Origin of the sequence: Rhizobium sp. BK399, from assembly GCF_014194695.1 — a bacterium.
Taxonomy (GTDB): Bacteria; Pseudomonadota; Alphaproteobacteria; order Rhizobiales; family Rhizobiaceae; genus Rhizobium.
Genome location: NZ_JACIAH010000002.1, coordinates 224,651 through 250,575, shown reverse-complemented (window position 1 = coordinate 250,575; position 25,925 = coordinate 224,651). Strand labels below are relative to the sequence as shown.

At 59.8% G+C, this 25,925-nt stretch carries 29 protein-coding genes; 18 read left to right on the top strand and 11 right to left on the bottom strand.

Features of this window, described 5'->3' with window-relative positions; all coding sequences use genetic code 11:
- Positions 1-17 precede the first annotated feature (17 nt).
- From FHT97_RS07720 to FHT97_RS07675, 10 genes are all read left to right on the top strand, one after another.
- Positions 18-1,205 carry a glycine C-acetyltransferase gene (locus tag FHT97_RS07720; protein ID WP_183754385.1) on the top strand — a complete coding sequence of 396 codons (1,188 nt, stop codon included), beginning with the start codon at positions 18-20 and terminating at the stop codon, positions 1,203-1,205.
- A gap of 21 nt (positions 1,206-1,226) precedes the next feature.
- The gene (gene tdh, locus FHT97_RS07715) at positions 1,227-2,264 is read left to right on the top strand and encodes an L-threonine 3-dehydrogenase (protein ID WP_019279927.1); all 1,038 of its coding nucleotides are present in this window, start codon (positions 1,227-1,229) and stop codon (positions 2,262-2,264) included.
- 9 nt (positions 2,265-2,273) lie between these two features.
- Entirely contained in the window at positions 2,274-2,621 is a 348-nt protein-coding gene (locus FHT97_RS07710) for a GFA family protein (RefSeq protein WP_183861088.1), read from the top strand.
- Complete coding sequence (locus FHT97_RS07705) at positions 2,600-2,917, top strand: hypothetical protein (RefSeq protein WP_183861086.1); 318 nt, start codon at positions 2,600-2,602, stop codon at positions 2,915-2,917. The genes FHT97_RS07710 and FHT97_RS07705 overlap by 22 nt, the downstream gene beginning before the upstream one ends.
- Positions 2,918-3,076: 159 nt before the next feature.
- Complete coding sequence (rpoD, locus tag FHT97_RS07700; RefSeq protein WP_016554629.1) at positions 3,077-5,128, top strand: RNA polymerase sigma factor RpoD; 2,052 nt, start codon at positions 3,077-3,079, stop codon at positions 5,126-5,128.
- 198 nt (positions 5,129-5,326) lie between these two features.
- Positions 5,327-5,620: a GYD domain-containing protein gene (locus FHT97_RS07695; RefSeq protein ID WP_183861084.1), complete on the top strand. Its 294-nt coding sequence runs from the start codon at positions 5,327-5,329 to the stop codon at positions 5,618-5,620.
- Positions 5,621-5,784: 164 nt separating this feature from the next.
- On the top strand, positions 5,785-6,972 hold the full coding sequence (locus FHT97_RS07690; RefSeq protein ID WP_183861082.1) for a DUF930 domain-containing protein: 1,188 nt from the start codon (positions 5,785-5,787) through the stop codon (positions 6,970-6,972).
- Positions 6,973-7,075: 103 nt separating this feature from the next.
- A complete protein-coding gene (locus FHT97_RS07685; protein WP_183861080.1) occupies positions 7,076-7,237 on the top strand; it encodes a hypothetical protein in 162 nt (53 codons plus the stop codon).
- Between the two features lie 112 nt (positions 7,238-7,349).
- Complete coding sequence (locus FHT97_RS07680) at positions 7,350-8,150, top strand: AraC family transcriptional regulator (protein ID WP_183754391.1); 801 nt, start codon at positions 7,350-7,352, stop codon at positions 8,148-8,150.
- A 69-nt stretch (positions 8,151-8,219) separates the two neighbouring features.
- Positions 8,220-9,107, top strand: coding sequence for a DMT family transporter (locus FHT97_RS07675; protein ID WP_183861078.1), 888 nt, complete (start codon positions 8,220-8,222; stop codon positions 9,105-9,107).
- Positions 9,108-9,128: 21 nt separating this feature from the next.
- Here the strand turns inward: FHT97_RS07675 and FHT97_RS07670 are convergent, their stop codons facing one another.
- Complete coding sequence (locus FHT97_RS07670) at positions 9,129-9,989, bottom strand: AraC family transcriptional regulator (RefSeq protein WP_183861076.1); 861 nt, start codon at positions 9,987-9,989, stop codon at positions 9,129-9,131.
- A 130-nt stretch (positions 9,990-10,119) separates the two neighbouring features.
- On the opposite strand from FHT97_RS07670, the gene FHT97_RS07665 reads away from it, so the two are divergent.
- Positions 10,120-11,055, top strand: coding sequence for a phytanoyl-CoA dioxygenase family protein (locus FHT97_RS07665; RefSeq protein WP_183861074.1), 936 nt, complete (start codon positions 10,120-10,122; stop codon positions 11,053-11,055).
- Positions 11,056-11,141: 86 nt separating this feature from the next.
- Positions 11,142-11,522 (top strand): DUF427 domain-containing protein, encoded by a 381-nt coding sequence (locus FHT97_RS07660; RefSeq protein WP_183754399.1) that lies wholly within the window; start codon positions 11,142-11,144, stop codon positions 11,520-11,522.
- 158 nt (positions 11,523-11,680) lie between these two features.
- Here the strand turns inward: FHT97_RS07660 and FHT97_RS07655 are convergent, their stop codons facing one another.
- Positions 11,681-12,709, bottom strand: coding sequence for a porin (locus FHT97_RS07655; RefSeq protein ID WP_183861072.1), 1,029 nt, complete (start codon positions 12,707-12,709; stop codon positions 11,681-11,683).
- 486 nt (positions 12,710-13,195) lie between these two features.
- On the opposite strand from FHT97_RS07655, the gene FHT97_RS07650 reads away from it, so the two are divergent.
- Positions 13,196-14,215, top strand: coding sequence for a LysR substrate-binding domain-containing protein (locus FHT97_RS07650; RefSeq protein WP_183861070.1), 1,020 nt, complete (start codon positions 13,196-13,198; stop codon positions 14,213-14,215).
- Here FHT97_RS07650 and FHT97_RS07645 read toward each other — a convergent pair.
- A complete protein-coding gene (locus FHT97_RS07645) occupies positions 14,203-14,655 on the bottom strand; it encodes a VOC family protein (RefSeq protein WP_183861062.1) in 453 nt (150 codons plus the stop codon). The genes FHT97_RS07650 and FHT97_RS07645 overlap by 13 nt on opposite strands.
- A gap of 206 nt (positions 14,656-14,861) precedes the next feature.
- On the opposite strand from FHT97_RS07645, the gene FHT97_RS07640 reads away from it, so the two are divergent.
- From FHT97_RS07640 to FHT97_RS07625, 4 genes are all read left to right on the top strand, one after another.
- The gene (locus FHT97_RS07640) at positions 14,862-15,215 is read left to right on the top strand and encodes a DUF1428 family protein (protein ID WP_016554617.1); all 354 of its coding nucleotides are present in this window, start codon (positions 14,862-14,864) and stop codon (positions 15,213-15,215) included.
- 79 nt (positions 15,216-15,294) lie between these two features.
- Complete coding sequence (locus tag FHT97_RS07635; RefSeq protein WP_183861060.1) at positions 15,295-15,717, top strand: secondary thiamine-phosphate synthase enzyme YjbQ; 423 nt, start codon at positions 15,295-15,297, stop codon at positions 15,715-15,717.
- A gap of 104 nt (positions 15,718-15,821) precedes the next feature.
- The gene (locus tag FHT97_RS07630) at positions 15,822-16,124 is read left to right on the top strand and encodes a hypothetical protein (protein ID WP_183861418.1); all 303 of its coding nucleotides are present in this window, start codon (positions 15,822-15,824) and stop codon (positions 16,122-16,124) included.
- A gap of 170 nt (positions 16,125-16,294) precedes the next feature.
- A complete protein-coding gene (locus FHT97_RS07625) occupies positions 16,295-16,642 on the top strand; it encodes a hypothetical protein (protein ID WP_183754408.1) in 348 nt (115 codons plus the stop codon).
- 78 nt (positions 16,643-16,720) lie between these two features.
- Here FHT97_RS07625 and FHT97_RS07620 read toward each other — a convergent pair whose 3' ends face one another.
- The 3 genes from FHT97_RS07620 to FHT97_RS07610 all read right to left on the bottom strand — a co-directional run bounded on the left by FHT97_RS07620 (position 16,721) and on the right by FHT97_RS07610 (position 18,627).
- Complete coding sequence (locus FHT97_RS07620) at positions 16,721-17,707, bottom strand: DMT family transporter (protein WP_183861058.1); 987 nt, start codon at positions 17,705-17,707, stop codon at positions 16,721-16,723.
- Positions 17,708-17,821: 114 nt separating this feature from the next.
- On the bottom strand, positions 17,822-18,307 hold the full coding sequence (locus FHT97_RS07615; RefSeq protein WP_183861056.1) for an NUDIX domain-containing protein: 486 nt from the start codon (positions 18,305-18,307) through the stop codon (positions 17,822-17,824).
- A 59-nt stretch (positions 18,308-18,366) separates the two neighbouring features.
- Positions 18,367-18,627: a hypothetical protein gene (locus tag FHT97_RS07610; RefSeq protein ID WP_016554611.1), complete on the bottom strand. Its 261-nt coding sequence runs from the start codon at positions 18,625-18,627 to the stop codon at positions 18,367-18,369.
- A gap of 373 nt (positions 18,628-19,000) precedes the next feature.
- Here FHT97_RS07610 and FHT97_RS07605 point away from each other — a divergent pair, with 373 nt between their 5' ends.
- On the top strand, positions 19,001-19,489 hold the full coding sequence (locus FHT97_RS07605; protein ID WP_183861416.1) for a GAF domain-containing protein: 489 nt from the start codon (positions 19,001-19,003) through the stop codon (positions 19,487-19,489).
- 114 nt (positions 19,490-19,603) lie between these two features.
- On the opposite strand, the gene cydX is transcribed toward FHT97_RS07605, so the two are convergent.
- The 5 genes from cydX to cydD form a co-directional block, all read right to left on the bottom strand.
- Positions 19,604-19,714 (bottom strand): cytochrome bd-I oxidase subunit CydX, encoded by a 111-nt coding sequence (gene cydX, locus FHT97_RS07600; protein WP_007790147.1) that lies wholly within the window; start codon positions 19,712-19,714, stop codon positions 19,604-19,606.
- Positions 19,715-19,726: 12 nt separating this feature from the next.
- Entirely contained in the window at positions 19,727-20,881 is a 1,155-nt protein-coding gene (gene cydB / locus FHT97_RS07595) for a cytochrome d ubiquinol oxidase subunit II (RefSeq protein WP_183861054.1), read from the bottom strand.
- Positions 20,882-20,887: 6 nt separating this feature from the next.
- On the bottom strand, positions 20,888-22,468 hold the full coding sequence (locus FHT97_RS07590; RefSeq protein ID WP_183861052.1) for a cytochrome ubiquinol oxidase subunit I: 1,581 nt from the start codon (positions 22,466-22,468) through the stop codon (positions 20,888-20,890).
- Positions 22,469-22,544: 76 nt separating this feature from the next.
- A complete protein-coding gene (locus FHT97_RS07585) occupies positions 22,545-24,233 on the bottom strand; it encodes an amino acid ABC transporter ATP-binding/permease protein (protein WP_183861050.1) in 1,689 nt (562 codons plus the stop codon).
- A complete protein-coding gene (gene cydD, locus FHT97_RS07580) occupies positions 24,230-25,921 on the bottom strand; it encodes a thiol reductant ABC exporter subunit CydD (RefSeq protein ID WP_183861048.1) in 1,692 nt (563 codons plus the stop codon). Before cydD ends, FHT97_RS07585 begins: the two co-directional genes overlap by 4 nt.
- Between the last annotated feature and the right edge of the window lie 4 nt (positions 25,922-25,925).

Genomic DNA, 25,925 nt, shown 5'->3' with positions numbered 1-25,925 from the left:
CACAAGAAGGGCATTCAATGACCTCGCAATTCCTCTCCCACCTCCGCACCGAACTCGCCGCACTGAAGGATGCCGGGCTTTACAAGTCCGAGCGTGTCATCACGTCAAAGCAGGCGGGCGAGATCGCCGTTGCGTCCGGCGAGCGGGTGCTGAACTTCTGCGCCAACAACTATCTCGGGCTCGCCGACAACGAGGAACTTGCCGACGCCGGGAAGAAGGCGCTCGACCGCTATGGCTATGGCATGGCCTCGGTACGCTTCATCTGCGGTACGCAGGAGGAGCACAAGCAGCTCGAGGCGCGTATTTCCTCCTTCCTCGGCATGGAGGACACGATCCTCTATTCCTCCTGTTTCGACGCCAATGGCGGTCTCTTCGAGACACTGCTCGGCGAGGAGGATGCGATCATCTCCGACGCGTTGAACCACGCCTCGATCATCGATGGCGTGCGACTCTCCAAAGCCAAGCGCTTCCGTTATGCCAACAATGACATGAAGGCGTTGGAAGAAGAGCTGAAGAAGGCCGAGGGCAGTCGCTTCAAGCTGATTGCCACCGATGGCGTCTTCTCGATGGACGGCATCATCGCCAACCTGCAGGGCGTCTGCGACCTCGCCGAGAAGTATGGCGCGATGGTCATGGTCGATGATAGCCACGCCGTTGGCTTCGTCGGCAAGCATGGACGTGGCTCTCCAGAGCATTGCGGTGTCGAGGGGCGGATCGACATCATCACCGGCACGCTCGGGAAGGCGCTTGGGGGGGCTTCCGGCGGCTATACCTCGGCAAAGGCCGAAACCATCGACTGGTTGAGGCAGCGGTCGCGACCCTATCTGTTCTCGAACACGCTGGCGCCGGTCATTGCTGCTGCGTCACTGAAGGTCTTCGATCTCATCGAGAACGGCGATGCGCTGCGCGAAAGGTTGGCGGCCAATGCGGCACTGTTCCGCTCCGAAATGACGAAGCTTGGCTTTACGCTGGCTGGTGAGGGGCATCCGATCATTCCTGTCATGCTTGGCGACGCCAAGCTGGCTCAGGATATGGCGGCACTGATGTTGAAGAAGGGCGTCTATGTGATCGGCTTCTCCTTCCCTGTCGTGCCGAAGGGACAGGCGCGCATCCGCACGCAGATGTCGGCCGCACATTCACGCGCGGATGTCGAGCGGACGATCGCGGCATTTGCCGAGGCCGGTCGTGAACTTGGAGTCATTTGAAGGGTTTCGGAGAGTAAGATCATGTCGAATATGATGAAGGCGCTGGTGAAGGCGAAGCCGGAGGTCGGGCTTTGGATGGAGCATGTCCCGGTTCCCGAAGTCGGGCCGAACGACGTGCTGATCAAGGTGAAAAAGTCAGCGATCTGCGGCACGGATGTCCATATCTGGAACTGGGATCAGTGGGCGCAGAAGACCATTCCGGTGCCGATGGTCGTCGGCCACGAATTCTGCGGCGAGATCGCTCAGATCGGCTCTGCGGTAACGAAATATCGTGTGGGCGAGCGCGTCTCCGGCGAGGGACATATCGTCTGCGGCAAGTGCCGCAACTGCCGCGCAGGCAGGGGACATCTCTGCCGCAACACCCTCGGAGTCGGCGTCAACCGTCCCGGTTCCTTCGGAGAGTTCGTCTGTATTCCGGAAGCGAACGTCGTGCCGATCCCGGACGACATTCCGGATGAGATCGCCGCGATCTTCGATCCGTTCGGGAATGCCGTCCACACGGCCCTTTCCTTCGACCTCGTCGGTGAGGATGTCCTGGTTACCGGGGCGGGGCCGATCGGCATCATGGGCGCGCTGGTCGCCAAGCGTTCGGGCGCCCGCAAGGTGGTCATTACAGACATCAATCCGCATCGGCTGGATCTCGCCCGCAAGCTCGGCATCGACTATGTCGTCGACGCATCAAAGGAGAACCTCACCGACGTGATGAAGTCGATCGGAATGACCGAGGGCTTCGATGTCGGCTTGGAGATGTCGGGAGCCGCACCGGCCTTCCGCGACATGATCGACAAGATGAACAATGGTGGCAAGATCGCCATCCTCGGCATTGCGCCCGCCGGCTTCGAGATCGACTGGAACAAAGTCATCTTCAAGATGCTTAACCTGAAGGGCATCTACGGCCGCGAGATGTTCGAGACCTGGTACAAGATGATCGCTTTCGTGCAGGGCGGGCTGGATTTGTCGCCCGTCATCACGCACCGGATCGGAATTGATGACTTCCGGGAGGGGTTCGAGGCGATGCGCTCCGGCAACTCCGGCAAGGTGGTTATGGATTGGAATTGAGGAGGTTCGATGCTCTACGAAGGAAGCTGCCATTGCGGTAAGATCGAATTTGAAGTGGAGGGGGAGTTGACCTCCGCCCTCGACTGCAATTGTTCGCTTTGCCGACGGCGTGGGGGACTGTTGGCCTTCGTGCCGCGCGACAAGTTCACGCTGAAAACGCCGCGCGAGGACCTGTCGACCTATACGTTCAACACGCATACGATCCAACACCGCTTCTGCGGCACGTGCGGCATCGCTCCCTTCGCGGAAGCGCAAATGCCGAATGGCGCCGAGATGGCCTGCATCAACGTCCGCTGCATTCCCGTGGTCGATCTGGCAAGTCTTGAGATTCAACATTGGGATGGGCAGTCTCACTAAGCTTTGGCGTGGCGCAAACAACTAGCGGCGGGCATGACGAATCTTGGGGCAACTTTGCCGTTCAAGAAGAATGTTGGCTGCTCTTGTCTTCTTGCGGTGACATCCTATCTATGCTTGGCAATCGCTTGAGCGGTTCCGGGCCTGTGGATAAGGCTTTTTCCGGGTTTTCTGAGGCTTTTTTTCTGGAAAAGCTTGACGAGAACAAAAAATATGGGAATCACCGTTCGACTTGGAAAGCGGTGAACTGGGTCAAGGGCGGATCGCACAACCATGGCCGGACATTCGATGACTTTTAAGCTCTGTCGTCCGGCGCCGGCAATCGTGGTTAATCAGGCATTAAATCTCATCCCGTTAGGTGAGAGTTGGTGATTCGAGACGGTCGTTTGCGGCGTATCGGCTGCGTGCGGCCGTTCACTGCGGCGAGTTTGAATAGCGTCAGGAAGGCGACGACATAAATGGCAACCAAGGTCAAAGAGAACGAAGAAGCGGAAGTCGAACGCGACGGCGGCACCGACGGCCCTCTTCTTGATCTTTCCGATGACGCGGTCAAGAAGATGATCAAGGCCGCGAAGAAGCGCGGCTATGTGACGATGGACGAGCTTAACGCCGTCCTGCCGTCCGAAGAGGTAACCTCCGAGCAGATCGAAGACACGATGTCGATGCTGTCGGATATGGGCATCAACGTCATTGAGGACGAAGAAGCCGAGGAAGCCACTGCCAGCAGCGACGACGATGATTCCGGCTCCGACGATGAGAGCGAAGGCGGCGAACTCGCGCCTTCCGGCGGCACCGCCCTTGCTACCGCCAAGAAGAAGGAACCGACCGATCGCACCGACGATCCGGTTCGTATGTATCTGCGCGAAATGGGCTCGGTGGAGCTTCTGTCGCGTGAAGGCGAAATTGCGATCGCCAAGCGTATCGAGGCCGGCCGCGAAACGATGATCGGTGGTCTCTGTGAGAGCCCGCTAACATTCCAGGCGCTGATCATCTGGCGCGACGAACTCAACGAAGGCACGACGCTGCTTCGCGAGATCATCGACCTCGAAACGACCTATTCCGGTCCGGAAGCGAAGGCTGCACCGCAGTTCCAGAGCCCCGAGAAGATTGAGGCCGACCGCAAGGCGGCCGAAGAGAAGGAAAAGACGCGCCGCGTCCGTTCCGGCGACGACGACATCACCAATGTCGGCGGCGAGGGCCTGCCTCCGGAAGAGGAAGAAGAAGACGAAGACGAGTCCAACCTGTCGCTGGCCGCCATGGAAGCGGAACTGCGCCCGCAGGTCATGGAAACGCTCGACATCATCGCCGAGACTTACAAGAAGCTGCGCAAGCTTCAGGACCAGCAGGTCGAGCAGCGGCTTGCCGCCACCGGCACGCTGTCTTCCGCCCAGGAGCGTCGCTACAAGGAGCTCAAGGATGAGCTCATCAAGGCCGTCAAGTCTCTGTCGCTGAACCAGAACCGCATCGACGCGCTCGTCGAGCAGCTCTACGACATCAACAAGCGCCTCGTTCAGAACGAAGGTCGCCTGCTGCGTCTGGCTGAATCCTACGGCGTCAAGCGCGACTCGTTCCTCGAACAGTACCAGGGCGCCGAGCTCGATCCGAACTGGATGAAGTCGATCGGCAATCTGGCGGCGCGCGGCTGGAAGGAATTCGCCAAGGGCGAAAACACCACGATCCGCGACATCCGCCAGGAGATCCAGAACCTCGCAACGGAAACCGGTATCTCGATTTCGGAATTCCGCCGCATCGTGCACATGGTGCAGAAGGGCGAGCGCGAGGCGCGCATCGCCAAGAAGGAAATGGTCGAGGCGAACCTTCGTCTCGTTATCTCCATTGCCAAGAAGTACACGAACCGCGGTCTGCAGTTCCTCGACCTCATTCAGGAAGGCAACATCGGCCTGATGAAGGCGGTCGACAAGTTCGAATACCGTCGCGGCTACAAGTTCTCGACCTACGCGACGTGGTGGATTCGTCAGGCGATTACCCGCTCGATCGCCGACCAGGCCCGCACTATCCGTATTCCGGTGCACATGATCGAAACGATCAACAAGATCGTCCGTACATCGCGCCAGATGCTGCACGAGATCGGTCGCGAGCCGACCCCGGAAGAGCTGGCTGAAAAGCTTGCCATGCCGCTCGAAAAGGTCCGCAAGGTCCTGAAGATCGCCAAGGAGCCGATCTCGCTCGAAACGCCTGTCGGTGACGAAGAAGATTCGCACCTCGGCGATTTCATCGAGGACAAGAACGCGCTGCTGCCGATCGACGCCGCCATCCAGGCGAACCTGCGCGAGACGACCACCCGAGTTCTGGCATCGCTGACGCCGCGCGAAGAACGCGTCCTGCGCATGCGCTTCGGCATCGGCATGAATACCGACCATACGCTTGAGGAAGTCGGCCAGCAGTTCTCGGTGACCCGCGAACGCATCCGTCAGATCGAGGCGAAGGCGCTGCGCAAGCTGAAGCATCCGAGCCGCTCCAGAAAGCTCCGCAGCTTCCTGGACAGCTAAGCTTCCACCTTCGATAAGAAACATCCGAGAGCCGGGCCTTGTGCCCGGCTTTTGCTTTTCGCTGGCTGCGGTGTTCCTTGTTGTCGAATGGGGACAGGAGTAAGGTATCGGCCACGGGGGAAGGGACCGACCACAGCGCATGAGCGAGGGTCGCCATAGCCTGTTGCGAGACCAAGACCCTCCGTCGGGAGGTGCGCAATGACCACTTACATCGTGCTTATCAACTGGACGGATCAAGGCATTCGCAATGTTCGCGACTCGGCAAAGCGCCTGGACGCGGCCAAGAGGCTGCTCGGTGATATGGGTGGCTCGTTCCAGCAGTTCTTCCTGACCTTGGGCGATCACGACATGGTTGCCGTCTGCGATGCGCCTGACGATGCCGTGATGGCGCGCTTCGGTCTGTCGCTCGGGATGGCGGGCAATGTGCGCACCAAGACGTTGAAGGCATTTCCGGAGGCTGCCTATCGCGAGATCATAGGCTCGCTCGGATAGTTCTGCGGTTCCTCTTGGAGAGGGCGATTGCTGGCAATCATGTGGACGATGTGCCGTGCGCGCACGGTTGTGCTCGTGTACGTGAGGCTTTTTTGTTTTACGGCTTGATGATGCCTTCTTAAAAGGTCACATCGGTAGCGTGGCGCAGGGCATCGTTCGCAGGCATGCAGCAGGTTTCGACAAAGAAATGGGGAGCATTCGGCTGGGGCATTTTCGCCTCGGTGCTTTTGCACGTTGCCGTCGTCGCCTTCTTCCTCGTGAAGTTGCCTTTGCCTGCTCCTCAGCCGGAAGAAGAAACAGTCAGCGTCGACCTCGTGCCTCCACCGGAGGAAAAGAAACCCGAGGAGAAACCTCCCGAACTGAAGGTACCGGAACAGCCAAAGCCCGAGGAGAAAAAGCCGGAGGAGAAAAAGGCAGAGGAAAAACCGACCGAGAAGCCCGCGGAACCGCCGAAGGAAGAAAAGGCCGAACAACCGCCTCCGCCACCACCACCGCCGCCTCCGCCTGAACAGGCAAAGGCGCCGGAAAAGAAGCCGCCGGAAGAGAAACCGCCCGAAGCAGCTGCAAAGGATGCCGAGTCCGAGGAACCGGCCGGCAAGGGGCAGCCTATGCCGGTGCTGCGCCCGGTAACGGAATTTGGCGACAAGGATACCGGACCGAAAAAATCGACCGAGGGAGACGCATCCGTCACGGGTCTGAAATCGGATACGGCGAAGCTTTCACCGGAGCCCAAACCGGCACCCCCGGAGGATCAGGCGAGGCCGGAGGAAACGGCAGATGCGGCCAAGGCCCCCGAAAGCAAGGAGCCTCCTGCCACTCCGGTTCCGCAGGATGTCGAACTGCCCCAGATCGACTTGGCGGATAGTCATGCCGAGAAGAACGGCCCTGCATCAGGAGCCGAGAACGAAGCCAAAACGAGTTTCGAGCTTGCAAAGCCGCCCAAGGCAACAAAGCCCGATGCGACCGCAACCGCCCAGGCGGACAAGCCCGTCGAATTGACGGAGGCGAAGACGCTGTTTTCGCAGAGTATGACGAACGATCCGGTGGCAAGAACCGCCATGGGAGATATGCCACGCGGTGCCCGCGTGGCGGAACTGTGCAGCACGGAGCTTAAGCAGCAGTTGATACACGGATCTCCAGCATATCGACCGGAAATCCTGCCATCCTACAGTCTTAAGAAGGGTACGATCCTTCAAGCCAGCAATGCGTTTCGGGCATCTGGTCGGTGGTATGATGTCAGCTTCCGTTGCGAGGTGGACGACGGGGCGACAAAGGTTAAATCCTTCAGCTTTGCTGTGGGAAATCCCGTTCCGAAGAGCGAGTGGAAGAGTCGTGGGCTTCCAAGCTTCTAGCTGCCGGAAAGGCCGCTACAGAACTGGCACCAGTTCGGCACAAGACAACCGGAATAGCCTCGTCTCATCGCCACATGTCGGTGGCGCGGGAAAGGACAATGAGATGTCGAACGAAATCGAGCGCTTCTTTGAACTGCAGGACGAGGCGACGAAGGCCGCCTTTGTCGAGAACCGTGGCGACGAGCTCACCGACATCCTGGTCGCAGCGCTTGAGGATGTATTTGTGATTCTCGGCGGCGGCGATTCTCTCGACACAATCCATTGATCCGCCAAGCCGATCAATCGCTGCCGTAACACCCTGAACCCAGCGAATTTTCTTTGCATTGTTTTGAGCAACCTGGGCTGGCATTATGCGGCATCACGTCCGGAGCGAATGCATGGCCCGCAGTCAGTTTCGCATGTTCAAGTCAGCAATTTCCGGTGTCGAGGCCGTGGCTGCTGATAGCAGCCAGAGTTTTGCACGGCACACGCACGAGCAGTTTGGCATCGGGCTGGTCTCGTCGGGCGCACAGAAATCTCTGAGCGGACGGGGGATGGTCGAGGCGGGTGCCGGCGATATCATCACCGTCAATCCGAACGAAGTGCATGATGGCATGCCGATCGGCGAGGGGAGATCCTGGCGAATCCTCTACTTCGATCCTGAGATAGTCGCGACCAACGTGTCCGATATCACGGAGGGACGGCGATCTGCTGTCGAGATAGAACACCCTGTACTGCACGACAAAACGATCGCCGCGCAGTTCGAGGCGGCGTTTGCACTCGTGGTAAGTACAGGCGAGCATCGGCTACAGCGGGAGGAAGCTCTTCTCGTACTCATCGCACATGTGATGTCGGAGGCCGTCGCAAATGATGCGCAGGCGGCGCCGCGGGCCATCCGGATCGCGCAGGAGATAATTGACTGCGATCCGACTGCGGCTATCTCTCTGTCCGACTTGGCCCGCGCCAGCCAGCTCAGCCGGTTCCAGGTGCTGCGTGGTTTTGCCAAGGCGACCGGCATGACGCCACATGCCTATCTCGTCCAGCGCCGCATCCATCTTGCCCGGCGTCTGATCGCCGGCGGTGTAGCGTTGGCGGAGGCGGCCCTTGCCAGTGGCTTTGCCGACCAAAGCCACATGACTCGCGTTTTCGTCCGGAAGTACGGGGTCTCTCCGCGCACCTATGCCAACGCCGTCGCCTGACTGCACTGCAATTTCATACAAGATCGCCCGGCGGTTTTCGTCTTTCCTCTGCGCAAACAGGAGAGGGCGATGCAGCGACACTTGCAGGGTTATGTCTATCTGACGTTGGCGATGATGACGGTTGGCAGCACCGTCGTTGCAAGCCGCGTCATTGCGTCAGGCATGCCGCCGTTCACAGCGACGGCCCTTCGCTTCGCCGTTGCTTTCCCGTTCTTTTTGCTGTTGATGCGCCTGACCGGAATGCGCCTCCCAAGCCTACCGTCTCGCGATTGGATCATCCTCCTCGTTCAGGCTGGTGCGGGCAGCGTTGGCTACACGACCCTGCTGATTTCGGGCCTGAGGTTGACTGCTGCCGCCGACGCCGGCGTCATCATCGGAACGCTGCCTGTGGTCGCCGGGGCGCTTTCCATTGTCGTCCTGCGTGAGAGGCCACATTCGTCGATGGTGCTGGCGATTGCGTTGGCGACGGCAGGAGTTCTCTTTATCGCCATTTCGCCCGATGCTGGAGAGGGATCGCTGTTTGGCAATATGTTGGTATTCGGTGCCGTCATCTGCGAAAGCCTATTCATTCTCCTCAACAAGAAGCTCAGCACAAAGGTTCCGGCGCTGACACAGTCGGCGGTGATGACGGGACTTGGATTTATTGTGGCGATGGTCGCGGCCTTGGTGACGGAGGGCGTTCCGGGCGAATTTCCCGCGGGCGCAATGTGGGCGGTGATCTATTACGCGCTTGTGCCGACCGTTGCCGGCTTTGTTCTCTGGTACGCGGGAGCGGAGCGTGTCAGCGGAATTGAAGCTTCGCTTTTCACGGCAGTCGCACCGGTCTCCGCGCTCTTGATGGCATTCGTCCTGCTCGGTGAGCCTTTGCATTTCCGTCAGATCGCCGGCGTTGTCTGCGTGCTCGCGGCAGTCCTGGGCCTTGGCTTGTTTCGGCGGCGCGAGATGAAGGCAGAATAGCAATGCGGTGCTACGGCATTATCAATGCTGGAAGAGAGCGCGATAATCCCGTGGGGTCATGCCTTTCAGCGCTCGGAACTGCCTGTTGAAGTTCGCGAGCGAGCCATAGCCGGCCGCGTCGGCGACAACAGCGATGGGCTGCGTCGTGCCCGACAGGCGAGCGCAAGCATCGCCAATCCTGATATGGATGAGGTAGTCGGAAATCGTCTTGCCCGTGTGTTTGAGGAAGAGCCGATGGAGCCCGGAAAGGCTGAGGGCCGCGATATCGGCGAGTTCGGCAAGAGCGATGGGCCTGCCATAATTCATGTGAATGTGGTTCAGCAGCCGATCGATCCGCTCGCGATTCTCGCCGGCTGTTTCGCGCGGCGGCGATGTCGTTGCCAACGGCTGCGATGATGTATCCCCGGATAGTTGGTGCAGAATAGCGAGCAGGGTGAAGAGGCGTTCGGTCGGCGCAGCAACGAACAGGCTTTCGTACAGCGGACGAATCGCGATTGCGGCGCCGTGGCTGAACTGGAGCCCCCGATCGGCGCGGGCAAGCATGGCCTCGATGGCGCGGAGCTCGACAGAGGTCTGCGCCAGCCGTTGCGTCCAATCGGGATGAAACCACGTAACCAGTGCTACATGCGGCGCGGATGGAGCGATCTTCTCCCGCGAGGACCATGTGTGTGGCAGGTTCGGACCAACCAGCACGAGGTCACCATCGTCATACTCCCCGACATGATCGCCAATGAAGCGCTGGCCTCGCGAGTTCAGCGTCAGGGTCAATTCGAACTCGGGATGATGATGCCACTGGAAGGGAATGGAATCGTCCAGACGCCTATTCAGGCGGCTAAGAGAGCTCTCCGGTTCTTGTATCAGTTTTTCGAGATATGGCCTCATCCGGCGCCCGCATTTTTCATGACGCCAGAATAGTATCAGTATTTGCCAAGCCGCGACAACATCCGACTATCTGGCTTGGTATTCTTCGTCATCACCTGTGGAACAGGGATTGGCTCGATGGAGGATAAATATGCAGCAGTCACTCAAGCGGGACGCGCACCCGACAACGTCAACGACGACGACGCAACTCAAGGATATCAAGAAGATGTTGCCGCTTCGCGTGCTATCGGAGGCGGACTGGCAACATTGGATTACGAAAGGTTATGTCATCGTTCGCCAGGCCGTCCCTGCGGCGAATGTCGAGCGGCTTGTCGAAGTGCTCTGGCGTTTTGACGAGAAGGACCCGAACGACGCATCCACCTGGTATGCGCCGCAGCGCCGTGAGCACAAGATGAAAGAGCTCAACAACACCGGCATGCTGGAAATCTATAATCACCAGGCGCTGTGGGATAACCGTATGGAGCCGCGCGTCTACGGCGCCTTCGTCGATATCTGGGACCGGGAAGATCTGTGGGTGACCATCGATCGCGCCAATCTCAATCCGCCAAAGCAAGTCAAAGGCAATCCGAACGGCTTCATTCATTGGGACGTCGACACCTCGATCCGGCCGTTGCCGATCGGCGTGCAGGGCGTGCTCAGCCTGAAGAAGCAGGATGGCGATGTCGGTGGGTTCCAGTGTGTTCCAGAGCTCTTTCAGCATTTCGAGGAATGGGAGAAGACGCAGCCGGCAGACCGCGACCCCATGCACCCTGATATGACCGGACTGTCGATCGTCAATATCGACATGGAGCCGGGAGATTTGATGATCTTCAATTCGCTGCTCGCGCATGGCGTGCGACCGAACCACTCGGCCGATCGAGTCCGGATGGCCCAATATATCTCAATGCATCCCGCAGAGCACGACGACGTCGGCGAGCGGGACGAGCGCATCCGCCTGTGGCGCGAACGTGACCACCCTAAGCGTGACGCCTTTCCCGGTGATCCGCGCGAATGGGAGAGATACAATACGGCGACGGCAGAGCTTTCGCCGCTTGGACGCAAGCTGCTTGGGCTAGAACGCTGGTAGTTCCGAAATACGCGGAAGCTGAGCACGGCTCCTGCAATCTGATACAGCGGCTCCTATATCTGGTTTCTGGCCGAAAGGAGCTGCTGATGTCCGCACACCCCATGAAAGTCCCAGGTCCCGATCACCCGATTACCGTCAGGCCTAATCCAGCCCGCGTCGTCGTGAAGCTGCGTGGGCAGGTTATTGCCGATAGCCGCAAAGCCTTAACACTGAAGGAAGCCTCTTATCCTGCCGTGCTGTACGTACCGCGTGCCGATGTCGACATGGCGCTTCTCACTCGAAGTGATCACCACACCTATTGCCCCTACAAGGGGGAAGCATCGTATTTCAACATCATGATGGGTGAAGAAGATTTCGCGAATGCGATCTGGACCTATGAAAGTCCGTACGCGGCGGTCAGCGAGATCAAGGATCATCTCGCCTTCTATCCCGATCGGGTCGATTCAATCGAGGAGTTGCCGGGCTGATGCCGCGGAAGTGCGGTGGCATGCTTGGGAGGAGAAAAACAAGGACGGTCCGGCAGGGAAACCGGACCAGTCCCCGTAACTGATCGGAGGTCAATCGGATCAGAAAACGCGATACACACGGCGCCCAAGGTTGATCCAGGGCGCCGGGATTTTTTGGATTAGAACGCGCGCTGCAGGCGGAAGAAGCCCTTCGTCACTTCGTCAGCGTCATCCGGGTCGGTATAGTCGACAGTCGCCTTGGCATAGAGGTTGTCTACGATCTGGTAGTCGACGGTGATGCCGACCTTCCATGCGTCGCCCAGGCCGTCGAACGAGTGCGGGATAGCGCCGTTATCCGTGTCCGTAGCGTAGTTGCCGAAGTACTGAGCCATCGGGGTAACCGTCCACTTGTCGGTTGCCTTTATCGCGTATTCTGCAGCAACGGTCCATTCCGACTGAGCGTAGTAAGAGTTCGGACCAGACGCGTAGACAGCCGCCAAGCCGAGCGTGCCGGGGCCGATATCAGCGAAGATCATGCCGCGGACAGCACCTTCTTCGTTGTCAGTGTCATAGCCGCCAATAACCTGGTAGCTGACGACGCCAGCCTTGCCGCCGATGCCGAACGCAACGCCGACGTTGTTCGGGTTCTCACCGTCCTTGTAGTAGCCGTCCTCCAGCTCGTCTACGCTGATGCCGGCGTAGAAGTCGCCGTTTTCATACTGGTAGCGGATGGAGTTGTGCAGGGTTTCGAAGCTCGACAGAACGTCAGGCTCGCCCGAAAGATCGTCATCCCACCAGCTGTAGAACAGACCAGCGCGGAAGCCGGCGATGTCGATGTAGGCCGAGTCCAGGGTCGAGTTGGTCGACGTGTTGTCGCCGTTGTTGCGGAGAACGATTACGCCGGTGAGCGGACCGTATTCCGTGTCGCTCTTGGCGGTGAACTGAACCTGAGCGCGCGTACGGGCGTTCCAGTCCGAGGTACCCTTCTGATCCGGGCCGCCGTAAACTTCAAAACGCAGGTAACCGCTGACCTTGAGGCAGGTTTCGGTGCCCGGGATGTAGAAGTAACCTGTGCCGTACGCGTCGCAGACGCGGACGTATTCAACCGGCTCGGGTTCAGCTGCGACGATTGCATCAGCAGCGAAGACCGGCGTGGACCCAGCAGCAAACGCTGCGGCGGAGGTCAACAAAGCCATCCGTATGTTCATTTGAAATCCATTTCCTTTTCGACTGAACAGCCGCCATGGGAGATGGGGCCGTTCCGATAGTTTGCCTTTCGGCTGGCGGATCAGCGAACCGCTGAAGCCTTAATTTCATCCTTGATTAAATCTATCAATTCTCCCGGTATCAAAATGCCTCCTTGTGACGGTTCTTTGGTATTCTTTGTGGTTTTTATGTAACAATATCAAATACATAGGCGAAAAATCACACTGCACCGCAGTGCTGCGGGCATTGGGACGGCTAAGACTGTTTTCGGAGGCTCATAAGGAGCGCGTCTGGCGCCACCATTGCAATGGCGCCAAAGAAAATCTCCCCGCAGATAATCCCGCCATTCTCCCAATTGAAGGGCAGGGATTGGAACGCAGTGTTCCAAATTTGGAACGAAAACTTCTGTAGGGCGGTTGGCATTACCCGCCGCGAGCGGTAATCGGTAGCGATCGCAGGCCTATCGCTTTATGGAAAGAGGTTCCCCGATGCTCAACGCAGAGGGTGTTTTTCAGGATCTGAACGATTTCGTCTATTTTGCCGCAGTTGTTCGCCACAACGGTTTCTCCGCCGCGGGGCGGGTACTCAGCATGCCGAAATCCAAGCTCAGCCGGCACATCACTGCGCTCGAGACGCGGCTTGGAGTCAGGCTGCTGGAGCGGACTGTCAATCGGTTCCGGGTGACGGAAGTCGGGCGTGCTTTTTACAATCACTGTGAAAATATGCTGCGTGAAGCGGATCGAGCGGCGAAGGCGATCAACGATGCCACGGGAGAGCCGCAGGGACAGATCCGCATAAGTGTGCCACACGGATTGCTGGATGGTTCGCTTGGCACCATGATCCCGGAGTTTCTCAATCGATACCCCAAAGTTCAGCTGCAGATATTCACAACGGATCGACGGGTCGATATCATTGACGAGCGCCTCGACCTTGCTGTTCGCGCACAATTGACCGAGGAGACCGATTCTGAGCTGACGATGCGTGTGCTTAGCAAGGTGGATCTGATCCTTGTTGCTAACCAGAAGGTTGCAAGCTCGCTGCCGTCGATCGAAGGCATCGACTGTCTCGTCGATGCGCCAACGGTATCGTTTGCCGGACCGCTCACGGAATGGCAGGACTTGGATATATGGGAATTCACTGGACCCGACGGCACCCGGTACCGGCACCAGCACAAACCGCGCATGAGCTGCCGCAGCGTCTCCGCAGTGCTTGAGGCTATCTATGCCGGCGTAGGGGTCGGGCTCTTGCCAGACCACATTTGCGCCGAAGGAATACGCGACGGCCGGCTGGTTCGCCTTCTGCCAGATCATCAGATGTCCCAGGCGACGATCTATCTCGTCTTCACTGCATCGCGAGGACTGCCGACGGCTGTTCGGGCGCTCGTGGACTTTCTCGTGGAACAATTTCGCACGCTGCGCGTCACCACGCAGTGCCAGGAAGCCGAGATGCAAGCGCAATTGAAGGATCGGATACCGCTTTTCGCGCTTTCCGGAGGTCAGCCCGCATAGGCCTCGTCGAGCGTCGCGACATCGATCTTCACCATCTGCATCATCGCGGCCTGCACGCGCATGGCTTTTTCGCTGTCCGCATCGTTGAGATAGCGCATCAGCGCATCGGGGATGATCTGCCAGGAGAGGCCGAAGCGGTCCTTCAGCCAGCCGCACTGCTGCGGCTTGCCGCCATCGAGGAGCCTTTCCCAGTAATAGTCGACCTCGGCTTGGTCCTTGCAGCGGACGAAGAATGAGATGGCTTCGGTGAACTTGAACTGAGGGCCGCCGTTCAGTCCCATGAACTGCTGGCCCTCCAGGTCGAACGTGGCGGCGAATGCCCTACCGTCCGGGCCTCGCTTCACCTGCGGATCCACGGTGCTCTTGAATACCGCGCTATAGAAGCTGATGGCTTCATCGAGCTGGTTGTCGAACCAAAGGAAAGGCGTGATCTTCTGCATCGGTTGTCCTCCTGGGCGTTTAATCTGTGGCAAGGACGCCAAAAGAGGAGAGTTGCCGACAATCGAAGGCGAATTATTCCCGATGGGAAGTTGGCCGCACATCCTTGCCTGTCGTCGATCCCGCCTAGTTTTCTTTCGAAGAGGGATGTCGGTCCAAGCCAACTCCGTTCGTCCTTGGACGTGCAACAACGCAAAGGGAGTAAAACATGTCCTATGTCGATGGGTTCGTCGTGGCCGTGCCGCAGAAGAACATCGAGGCCTACAAAGCCTTTTCAGCCACAACCGGCGCTGTCTGGAAGGCCCATGGTGCCAAGGAATATGTGGAATGCATCGCCGACGATGTCCCCTACGGTGAACTGACCTCGTTTCCCCGGGCGGTTCAGGCGGCCGACGATGAGGTCGTGGTCTTTTCCTGGATCGTTTACGGCTCACGCCAGGAGCGAGATGAAATCATGACGAAGGTGATGGCAGACCCCCGTCTGCAAGGCGACGAGTGGAAGTCGATCTTCGACGGCAAGCGCATGATCTTCGGCGGGTTTGTTCCCTTCCTGCAGCTTTGAGCGGCGCGGGAAACCTGCATTGACATGAGGGCAGCGCGACGCCACGTCTCATAAGAGAGACGCAAGCGGAATCGTGGCTATGGCTCAGAAGATCATCAGCATTTCCACCAGAGGCCAGGGCCTTTACGAGTTTACTGCGGAAGCGGCGTCCTTCGTTCGCGCTAACGGCGCGGCCGAAGGGCTGCTGACCGTTTTCGTGCGCCACACGTCTTGCTCTTTGCTCATCCAGGAAAATGCGGATCCAGATGTTCGGACAGACCTCGATGCGTTCTTCCGCCGATTGGTGCCGCCGAGCAGCGACCCGTCGATGCGTTGGATCGTTCATACGACCGAGGGACCCGACGATATGCCCGCGCATATCAAGGCCGCCTTGACGCAGGTTTCCATCGGTATTCCCATGATCGGCGGTCGGTTGGCACTCGGCACCTGGCAGGGGATTTACCTGTTCGAACATCGCGACAGACCGCACCGACGCGAGATCGTGCTGCATCTGAGCGCCTGAACCGGAACTGAACGGAAGGTTCGAAGATCATTCATTTTCAGATAGTTATGGTCTGCACAATCCCAAACGGGAGATGCAAAAAAGAGCGTTTAGAGAGTAGTATGATGACCCATTTTCTCGCCAAGGCTTCGTTTGCGGCCCTTATCGCATTGGCTTCAATTCCTTTCACGGCACCGAACGCCTCGGCTTCCGAATGGGGACGTCCGCCGGTCGCCAGTGTCCAATATCGTCCCGTCTACGCCTGCTCGTCCGTGCAGGCCGTTCAGAAGGCGCGCTGGGCAGGGGTGCGCTATGCGCGCGTCACCAATGTCACTCCGCGCCGGGTTGTCGTCTCCGGCCGGAATTACCGGGGCTGGGACCAGATGGTGTTCGCCAACGTTCGTGGTTGCCCGCTGATCCGCCGCTAAATCGCTTCGTCCACAATGGTGGCCCCCGCTTGCCTTGGCGACGCCATTTTCAGCCTGCTTTGTGCGAATCGCATATGACTGCGAAAATCCGGAAAGGTTGGACCTGAGCTTTTCCGGCAAGAGTGTATCGAATGGGACGGTCGTTTCCGTGCCCTGATGGAGAATTTTCGATGATGCAATTTCTGGCCAAGGCCGGCCTCGCGACTCTGCTCGCTGCCGGCACGGTTGCCGGAGCGGTTGCGCCGGCTTCCGCCCAGGTAGATGTCTACATTGGCAGCGGTCGTCCGCCACCGCCTCCCGGCTACTACCGCCCGCCACCGCCTGACTACAATCGCCCGCCGCCACGTCCGCGCGGCTGCGACCCGCGGCTTGCTGAAGATATCGCACGCGACTACGGCTTCCGCCGTGCCCGTGTGGTCGACGTGACGCCACGCCGTGTGATCGTGACAGGCTGGACGCGTCGCGGTGCTGACGAAATCAGCTTCGGCAACGTCCGTGGCTGCCCGGTCCTGCGTTAACGGTTGCCGTCGCCAAACTCTGACGAAATAGAACCGCCTTTGCCAACGGTCTTTCCGACCTAGGCAAGGGCGGTTTTTTTAGGCGTGGGAGACCGCGTGGGAGCCGCTCTGTGCCGGCCGTTCTGCGTGGTCAGTCTCTTCCGCCGAGGTTGCAAGCGGCGCCTGGCTGTCAGCCGAAACGACGGCCCGTGGCAGCGGAGTGCCGCGCTTCTTTTCACGTGCCAGCGTCAACAAGCCGGAACAGACGATGAGAACGATACCGGCAGCCATCGGCAGGTCGATGCTGTCGTCGAAGATCAGATATCCGAACGCGATTGCCCACAGCATCTGACTGTACTGAGGTGGGGCAACGAGGTTGGCCGGCGCCAGCCGGGCGGCGGTCATCAGCATCACGTTGCCAGCCGCGCCGAGAAGGCCGTAGCTTGCAATGAACAGCCATTGGCGTGGTGTCGGCACGACCATCTCGGACAGCATCAGGATGCCGCTGACGGCGATCGTACCGAGCAGTGCCGCACCGTATAGCGACAGGCGCTTTTCGGCTGGCCCCATCTTACGCATCACGACAATCGAGATTGCAGCAACGAGACCGCCGATCGCCGCGGCCAGGTGACCGGCGGACAGTTCGCGGAAGCCCGGTCGCAGCACGACCAGAACGCCGAAGAAGCCGACGATGACAGCAGCCCAGCGCTGCCAGCGGACATCTTCCCTGAGGAAGATTACCGACAGGATGGTCACGAACGACGGCAGGAGAAACAGCAAGCAGAAGGCCTCGGCCATCGGCAGCTTCGTAAACGTGATGATCGACGCGATCGCACCTATCGCGCCGCAGGCGAACCTCAGTAGCCATAGAGGGCGGTTCGTGCTTCTGACAATATCGAACCAGGAGTCGCCCCTTCCTTTGATAAACGGCAGGGCAGCACCGCCGAAGAGCGCGCCGATAAAAGCGATCTGGTAAGCTGGCACGCCGCCATGCAGGAGCTTGATCGATGCATCGCTGAAGGCAAACACGGCATATGCACCAAACGCGACGAGAACACCGCGCAGTGCAGAGGAGGGGGCTGTCATGAGTCAGATTCGTCCGGAAGAGGGTCTTGCAATCTTTACGGATTGCTGACGGCAAAGCGACAGCCGATTGCGAATAGCTGCCATGCACAATCGCTGGCCAGCGTTCGCCGGACCTTAGGTTACATATATCTCTAATGGGCTCTGCGATCGCCTCCGGAGGAAATCCGCGAGCAGCGGCTGTTGGCCTTTCAGAATCTTTCGCTCGGCATCCGACAATGTGAACCATTCGGCCCGGTCGACTTCCGGAAACTCCGCCATCACCCCAGAGCGCGGCGGCCACTCCATCCGAAAGTTATTGCTGGCCACCGCTTCCAGGTCGATGTCGGCCTCAACGGCCCAGGCAGCAACAATCTTGCCACCGGGTTGCTTGTAGTCACCGAGATGATGAAAGCTGCCTTCGACTTCAATCCCGAGTTCTTCGCGGGCTTCACGCCTTGCTGCGTCCAGTTCATCTTCGTCTTCGTTGACGAGGCCCTTGGGGATCGACCAGGCGCCTATATCCTTCTTGGCCCAATAGGGTCCCCCCGGGTGGACCAGGAGGACCTCGTAGTCATCATCATGGAGGCGGTAGATCAACAGACCTGCACTTCGCTTCGCCATATCGACTGCATCCTTCGCTTATCGGGAGGAGCGCTGGGCGGGGAGCCCAGCGCGCTGTCTCAATTCGGAGTCTGGCGAAGCGCCGCGCCGTAGTCGCGGTAAACGCTCAGGCAATCGGTATAGCTAAGCGAGCCGTTGTCGCCGTAAATGACATGGGCGCTGGATGCGCTGGTCGCCGCTTCTTCCGATACGAAGAGGATCGCCTCGCCAAGCGATTTTCCCATGATCGGCTCCTCGGTGCCGTCTTCCTGCATGATGCCTTCAATAATTGCGGCGATCTGGCGGTGGCTAAAGACCGCCCGTCTGTCTTCCGGTGTCATCGTTCTTACCTCTGCGTGAAATCAATGCATCTATCTGCCCAGCCGAAGCGGTTCATGACTTCCTGCGCAGCCGTGGTCGAGTTGGCTGCTCCGCTTGTCGGAATGCCCTAACAATGAGGGGCGGCAGGCGCTTTACCTAACCGTCCGTATCGCCGTGCGCGCAAACCGCAGCTGCCGGCCGACTTAAGTCGCGATCCGCAATAGGTCGCGATAGGAACTAGATAGAGTCTTATTGTCGACCGGCAAGATGGCCGCTGACAACTATCACCATCTGGTGACGTGACGGTTCATGTCGCCCTTCACGATTGCGTTTGGCAAGTGGGATGCGTGCGACTATATCGTCGCTGATGAGACAAACAGGGCGATAACGGACATGTTTCAAGCCGCGACGATAAATTCTGCCAACAAGGCCGATTTCTACAAAGAGCTTTGCCAGCAATTGCAGGGGCTTCTGCATGGCGAGAGCGATGCGATCGCCAATGCTGCGAATACCTCGGCGCTCATGTTCGAAATGATGCCGGATCTGAACTGGGCGGGCTTCTATTTCCTCAAGTCGGATAGCGAGCTGGTTCTCGGACCATTCCAGGGCAGACCGGCCTGTGTCCGCATCGCGGTTGGCCGCGGGGTCTGCGGAACCGCTGTCGAAAAAGGGGCATCGATCCTCGTCGAGGACGTGCATGCGTTTCCGGGACACATCGCCTGTGACGCAGCTTCGCGTTCGGAACTCGTCGTGCCGCTTCATCACGACGGCAAGATCCTCGGCGTTATCGATCTCGACAGCCCGACGGCGGCGAGATTCGACACCGAGGACCAAGCTGGCGTTGAGGCGCTGGCTCGGATCTTCGTCGCCGCAAGCTACTGAAGTCTGCCAGGGTTAAGGAATACGGCAGCGGAAGCGCTGCTATCCCGCTAAAGAAAAGGGACGGTCCCTCGAAGGACCGTCCCTTTGTCGTTCTCAAATCGAGGCCGGAGCGCGTTACTGCTTTCGCTTCTTCGCCTCGTCATCCATCAGTTCGTACCACATCGCGTTGAGGACTGCGAAGGCGGCGGCCAAGGGCAGGCCAAGTATCCATGCGAAATACCACATTGTTGTTCTCCTTCAGTAGGCGTGGCCGCTCTTGTCGGTGACCGTCTTCTCGTCGACCTTTCCCCAGAGCACTTTGTAGACCCAGGCGGTGTAGGCGAAGATGATCGGCAGGAAGATCACCGAGACGACGAGCATGGTGAACAGGGTGGAATGGCTCGACGATGCATCCCATACCGTCAGGCTCGAGTTGGGCTCTAGCGACGAGGGCAGGATGAACGGGAACATCGAAAGGCCGACGGTGGAAATGATGCCAAAGATCGACAGCTTGCTGAAGAGCAGAGCCGCGACCTCCCACCTTGCCCGCAGCGCGAGGAAGGCAGCGGCGGCCCCCGCGAAGCCGAGGATCGGGGCGATCAGCATCCACGGATGAGTGCCGTAGTTGGCGAGCCACGAGCCGTCATGAGTGGCCGTCTTGAAGAGCGGGTTCGACGGGCCGCCAGGGTTGATCTCACTGGTAATGCTATAGCCGTTCACCCCAATCGCCAGGAAGATTCCGCCAAGCGCAAAGAGAACGATCACGGCGAGCGAGGCAAGGCTGCCATAGGTTCTTGCCCGCTCGGCAACCGGGCCTGTGGTTTTAAGGACCAGCCAGGAGGCTCCGTGCAAGACCAACATGGAGACCGAGAGCAGTCCGCAAAGCAGGGCGTAGGGGTTCAACAGTCCAAAGAACGAACCCTCATAGAAGATCCTCATATCAGCTGGATCGAAGCGGAACGGCACGCCTTGCAGCACATTACCGACCGCGACGCCGAAGATCAGTGACGGGACGAAGCCGCCAATGAACAGCGCCCAATCCCAGTTGCTGCGCCAACGCGCGCTCTCTCGCTTCGAGCGGTATTTAAACCCAACCGGACGCAGGATGAGCGCCAGCAGAATCGCGAACATCGCGAGATAAAAGCCTGAGAACGACACTGCATAAAGCGGCGGCCAAGCCGCGAAGATGGCGCCGCCGCCGAGGATCAGCCACACCTGGTTTCCTTCCCAGACCGGGCCGATCGTGTTGATGGCGACGCGCCTCTCCGTGTCCGTCTTTGCGACGAAGGGAAGCAGCGTGCCGACGCCAAGGTCGAAGCCGTCCGTGGCGGCGAAGGCGATCAGCAGCACCCCGAGGAGCAGCCACCAGATCATGCGCAGGATTTCGTAGTCTATGAGTTCGTGCAGGATCATGATGGATCACTCCGCTGCGGGGACGAGAGTTTCGGAGATGAGTTCGGCTTCCGGCTCGTTGTCAGGGTCCGGTCCCTTCTGGATGGCCCGGATCATGAGCGTCATCTCGACGACGATGAGGGCGGTATAGAGGGCAGCAAAGCCACAGATCGTCAGCAGAACCGTGCTTGCGCCGAGGCTCGACACGGCCATTGCCGTCGGCAGCACGCCTTCGATGACCCAGGGCTGGCGTCCGATCTCTGCGACGATCCAGCCGGCTTCGATGGCAATCCAGGGAAGCGGGATGGCGAAGACGGCGATCTTCAGCAGCAATGGGTACTTGTCCAAGTGACGTCGCGCCGACAGCCAGAAGAAGGTTGCCGTCAGGACGATGAAGAACATGCCGAGCCCGACCATGATGCGGAACGACCAGAAGAGCGTCGGCACATGCGGAACGGTATCGCGTGCGGCCTGGGTGATCTGCGCGTCGGTCGCCTGGCGTGGATCATCGACATAGCGCTTCAGAAGGAGAGCATAGCCAAGCTCGTGCCCGATTTCCTCGAAGGAACTGCGCAGCTGAGGTGCGATCGCATCCGGCGTTGCGGCCGCGCGGATCTGCATCAGCGCGTCGTAAGCCTTGATACCGTCGCGGATACGAGCCTCAGCCTTCTGTTCCAGTTGGTCGATGCCGGGGATTTCCGTTGTCAGGGAGCGGGTACCGATCAGGCCCATTACCCAGGGAATATGAACGGCGAAATGCGTTTCGCGAGCTTCCTGATCCGGGAAGCCGAAGGCGGTGAAGGCAGCCGGTGCCGGTTCCGTCTTCCACATGGCCTCGATGGCGGCAAGCTTCATCTTCTGGTTTTCAGTTGCGAGGTAGCCGCTTTCATCGCCGAGGACGACGACCGAAAGCGCCGATGCCAGGCCGAAAGATGCGGCAACCGTCATCGAGCGCTTGGCCATTTGCAGATGGCGACCCTTCAGCATGTACCAGGCAGAAACGCCGAGCACGAAGATCGAGGCGCAGACGTAACCAGCCGAGACGGTGTGGACAAATTTCGCCTGGGCGACGGGGTTGAAGACCACGTCGAAGAAGCTGGTGACCTCCATCCGCATCGTTTGCGGATTGAGCGCCGAACCGACCGGGTTCTGCATCCAGCCGTTGGCGATGAGAATCCAGAGCGCCGAGAAGTTGGAGCCAAGCGCCACGCACCATGTCGCCACCAGGTGACCCACCTTTGACAGCTTGTCCCATCCGAAGAAGAACAGGCCGACGAAGGTCGCCTCGAGGAAGAAGGCCATCAGCCCCTCGATCGCGAGCGGAGCGCCGAAGATATCGCCGACATAGTAGCTGTAGTAGCTCCAATTCATGCCGAACTGGAATTCCATGACGATGCCGGTGGCGACACCGATCGCAAAGTTGATACCGAAGAGTATGCCCCAGAACTTCGTCATCTGCCGCCAGATCTGGCGGCCGGTCATGACGTAGACCGTCTCCATGATAGCGAGCAATACGGAGAGCCCTAGCGTCAAAGGTACGAATAAAAAGTGGTAAAGCGCAGTCAGCGCAAATTGGAAGCGCGATAGCGCAACTATGTCCAGTTCCATTGTCTTTCTCCCACGGTCCCACGGGATATGAAGAGTCTCCGCCAAGCCGGATTGCCGGGCGGCCATGCGGTGTGGCTCAGTCCGGTCTCAGCCGGTTCAAAGCCTTTTCGAACGCCGCCTCTCCGCGACGTGAAACTTCTGTGATGCGCCCATCCTCCATGACGGCGATGACATCCGCGATTGCTGCTTCGCGACGGATATGCGTGGCGATGACAAGCGAGCGCCCCACGGCTTGCTCGGCCAGACGTTGCATGACGTCCCGCGCGGTTGCGCCGTCGAGGCCCTCCGTTGGTTCGTCCAGCAGCCAGAGTGGCGTGTCGCGGAGGAACAGGCGGGCAAGAGCAAGGCGGCGCGACTGACCACCCGAGAGCCCCATGCCGCCTTCGCCAAGTTGAGTGTCGAGGCCACGCGGTAGGGCTGCGACATCCTGCAGGAGGCCTGCAGCGATAAGTGCGTCGCGCAACGCGGCATCCGCTGCGTCGGGGCTCGCGAGTTGGAGATTGCCGCGAACGCTATCTTGGAAGAGCTCCGTCCGTTGCGTCAGAAGCGTGGCGTCGAGTCCTTCGGCGGCTCCTTCGGTTGGGAACATTTCGGCTGCGAGGAGCGACAGAAGTGTCGACTTACCTGCACCGCTGGCGCCGACCAGCGCCAGCTTCGCGCCTGCCGGTAGGTCGAGGTCGACCTCGTGAAGCACAGGCGTTTCCGCGTCGTATCCTGCGCTGACGCGATCCAGGCGAAACGCAAATCCGGGACGCGGAGTCGCGTTGCTGTGCGGGTCTTCGTTTGCCGACAGGCGAGGCGCGATGCGGCGGGCAGAAAGAAGCGTGCGGCCAAGTTCCATCGCTCCGCGACGCAGCGCACCGAAGGGTTCGACCGCGGCGAATGCGATCAGGATACCCAGCGTGGCAACCGCTGGGCTGATTGCTTGCGCTCCGGCCAATGCCGCAACGGCAAGTAGCGAACCGGCCAGAAGAGCGGTCGTCGCTAAGCCGAAACCGAAGGTAACGCCGGTTTCGATGCGGTTCAGGCGATCATCGGCAGAGGCTGCGTAGCGGTCAGCGTCGGCAATCGCAGCCCGTTGGGCGTCGAGGCGTCCGGCCATCAACAAGTCGGTTTGCCCAGCGACGAGATCGATGGTGCGGGCGCGAATGGCTTCGATGCCGTAGGTGCGGCGGCGGGCATGCTTTGTTGCCCGGCGTCCGGCCAATAGTGGAATGCCGAGCCCCGTGCCGAGGAGGGTGGCACCGACGGCCAGCCCGAAGAGCGGGTTCATTGGACCGAGGGCGATGCTTGCGGAAAGTGCCGCAATGATTGCCACGCCGGTCGGAACCAGCACACGTAGATAAAGGGAATCCAGCGCGTCGATGTCGCCGGTCAGACGGAAAAGCAGCCGGGCGGGCCGGCGTGCGAGTTCGCGTGCGGCGCCGGGTGCCGCCCATCCACGAAATAGGCGCTCGCGCAGGGCGGCGAGTACGCTCAGCGTTGCGTCGTGAGTGGTTAGCCGCTCGCCGTAACGCGAGGCGGTCCGGCCGAGTGCAAGCAGGCGGATGCCGGCCGACGGCATGAACACGTCGAACGTAGCGACCGCCGCTGCGGAAAGTCCGGCAATGCCGGTGGCAGTGATGAACCACCCGGAGAGACCAAGCAGGGCAATTCCTGCCGATACCGTGGTCGCCGAAAGCGCAGCTCCGAGGAGCAGGCCGCGGCGGCGTTCGGCAAGGAAAAGCTTGGCGATCGGCCTGAGGGTGGAAAGCGATGCGCTCATTCGGCGGCCTCCCGTACAGTTTCGCGATCGAGGAGGATCGTCTGCTCCATGCGGGCAGCAAGCTGCGGATCGTGAGTCGCGACAACGAGCGTGCGTCCCTTGGCAAGGGCAAGGAGGCTCTCGGTGATCTCGCTTGCGGTTTCGGCATCAAGGTGCGCGGTCGGCTCGTCCGCAAGTACGATACACGCTTCCGCATTGCAGGCGGCACGGGCGATGGCGAGGCGCAACGCTTCGCCGCCTGATACTCCCACACCACCATCGCCAAGCGGACGGCGAGCGTGGCTGCGGGCGAAACGGTTGAGCTTTGCGAGATTGAGTGCTTCTGCCACAGATTGCATGGAAACGTTCGGTCGGCCGAGCGAAATGTTGCCCGCGATGGTGCCGGCAAATATGTGCGGCTTCTGGCCGACCCAGGCGATCTTATCATGAAGGGCGGGGCTGACCGGCTGTCCGTCGATCGTGACGCTGCCGGTGTCGCCGGTCACGTGACCAGCGATCAGCGCGAGCAGGGTCGATTTACCAGAGCCGCTGGGGCCGAGAAGCGCAACATGCTCGCCAGCACGGACGCTCAAATCAAATCCATCGATGGCGGCGTTGCTGTCCTTGCCGTAACGGAAGCCGACATTGGCCAGGCGGATGGCGCCGGCCGGTGCCACGGCGGGTGCGTCGGTTGCGGTGGGCAGTTGAAGGCCTTCCACATTTAAAGCATCGATTGCCTTCATGGCGGCCTCGCCGGCGGCGCGATCATGCCAGACGGCAGAGAGCTCCCGCAGCGGCTCAAAGAACGCAGGTGCAAGCAGCAGCACGAAGAGGCCGCTCGTCAGATCGAGGCCTCCGGCCCAGGCGCCGAAACGGATTTCGCCGAGCAGCGAGAAGCCGACGTAGACGGCGACCAGAGCGACGCCCAGCGCTGCGAAAAGCTCCAGAACAGCCGACGACAGGAAGGCGATCTTCAGGACGGCCATCGTTCGGGTTTTCAGCGACTCAGAGTCTGCCCTGAGTCTTGTTGCGGTAACATCGACGGCACCCAGCGAACGGATCGTCGCCATGCCACGCAGGCGATCGAGGAGGAAGCCGTTGAGGCCTCCGGTCGCGGCCAGCTGCTTCTCGCTGGCCGCCTGCGCACGCCAGCCGATCAGCGCCATGAAGACCGGGATCAGTGGCATGGCAAACAGGAGAATGAGGGCGGCAATCCACGAAATCGGGACAACGCAGGCTAGGATGACCGATGGTACGGCACTCGCCTTGAAACGGGCCGGCTGAAAGCGCGAGAGATAGGGAACGATCATTTCGGCCTGCTCGCCGATGACGCTTGCGGCTTCGCCGGAACTCGGTCTTGTGCTGTCGATCGGCGAGCGTCTGGCGAGGGCTGCTGTGGCAAGTTCGCGCCGGGCCGTCAGTTCGGTTCGGGCGGCACGAAATGCCATGCGACCGCCCGCCGCTTCGAGACAGCTTTTCGTTATCCCAAGCAGGGCGATATAAACGGCGAGCCCGAAGACCTCGTTGAAGCCGCCGCCATCTGCGATCCTGCCGACTGCGGTGGCGAGAATGGCCGCCTGCGGTATCCAGATCAGCGATGCGAGCGTCTGGACGGCTGCTGCCATTCGAAGCCCGCGATGTCTGGGCACAGGTTTTTCCGGCTTGCCGAAAGCCTGCTTTCCACTTGCGTCTAAGTAAGCACTCCCCATAGCG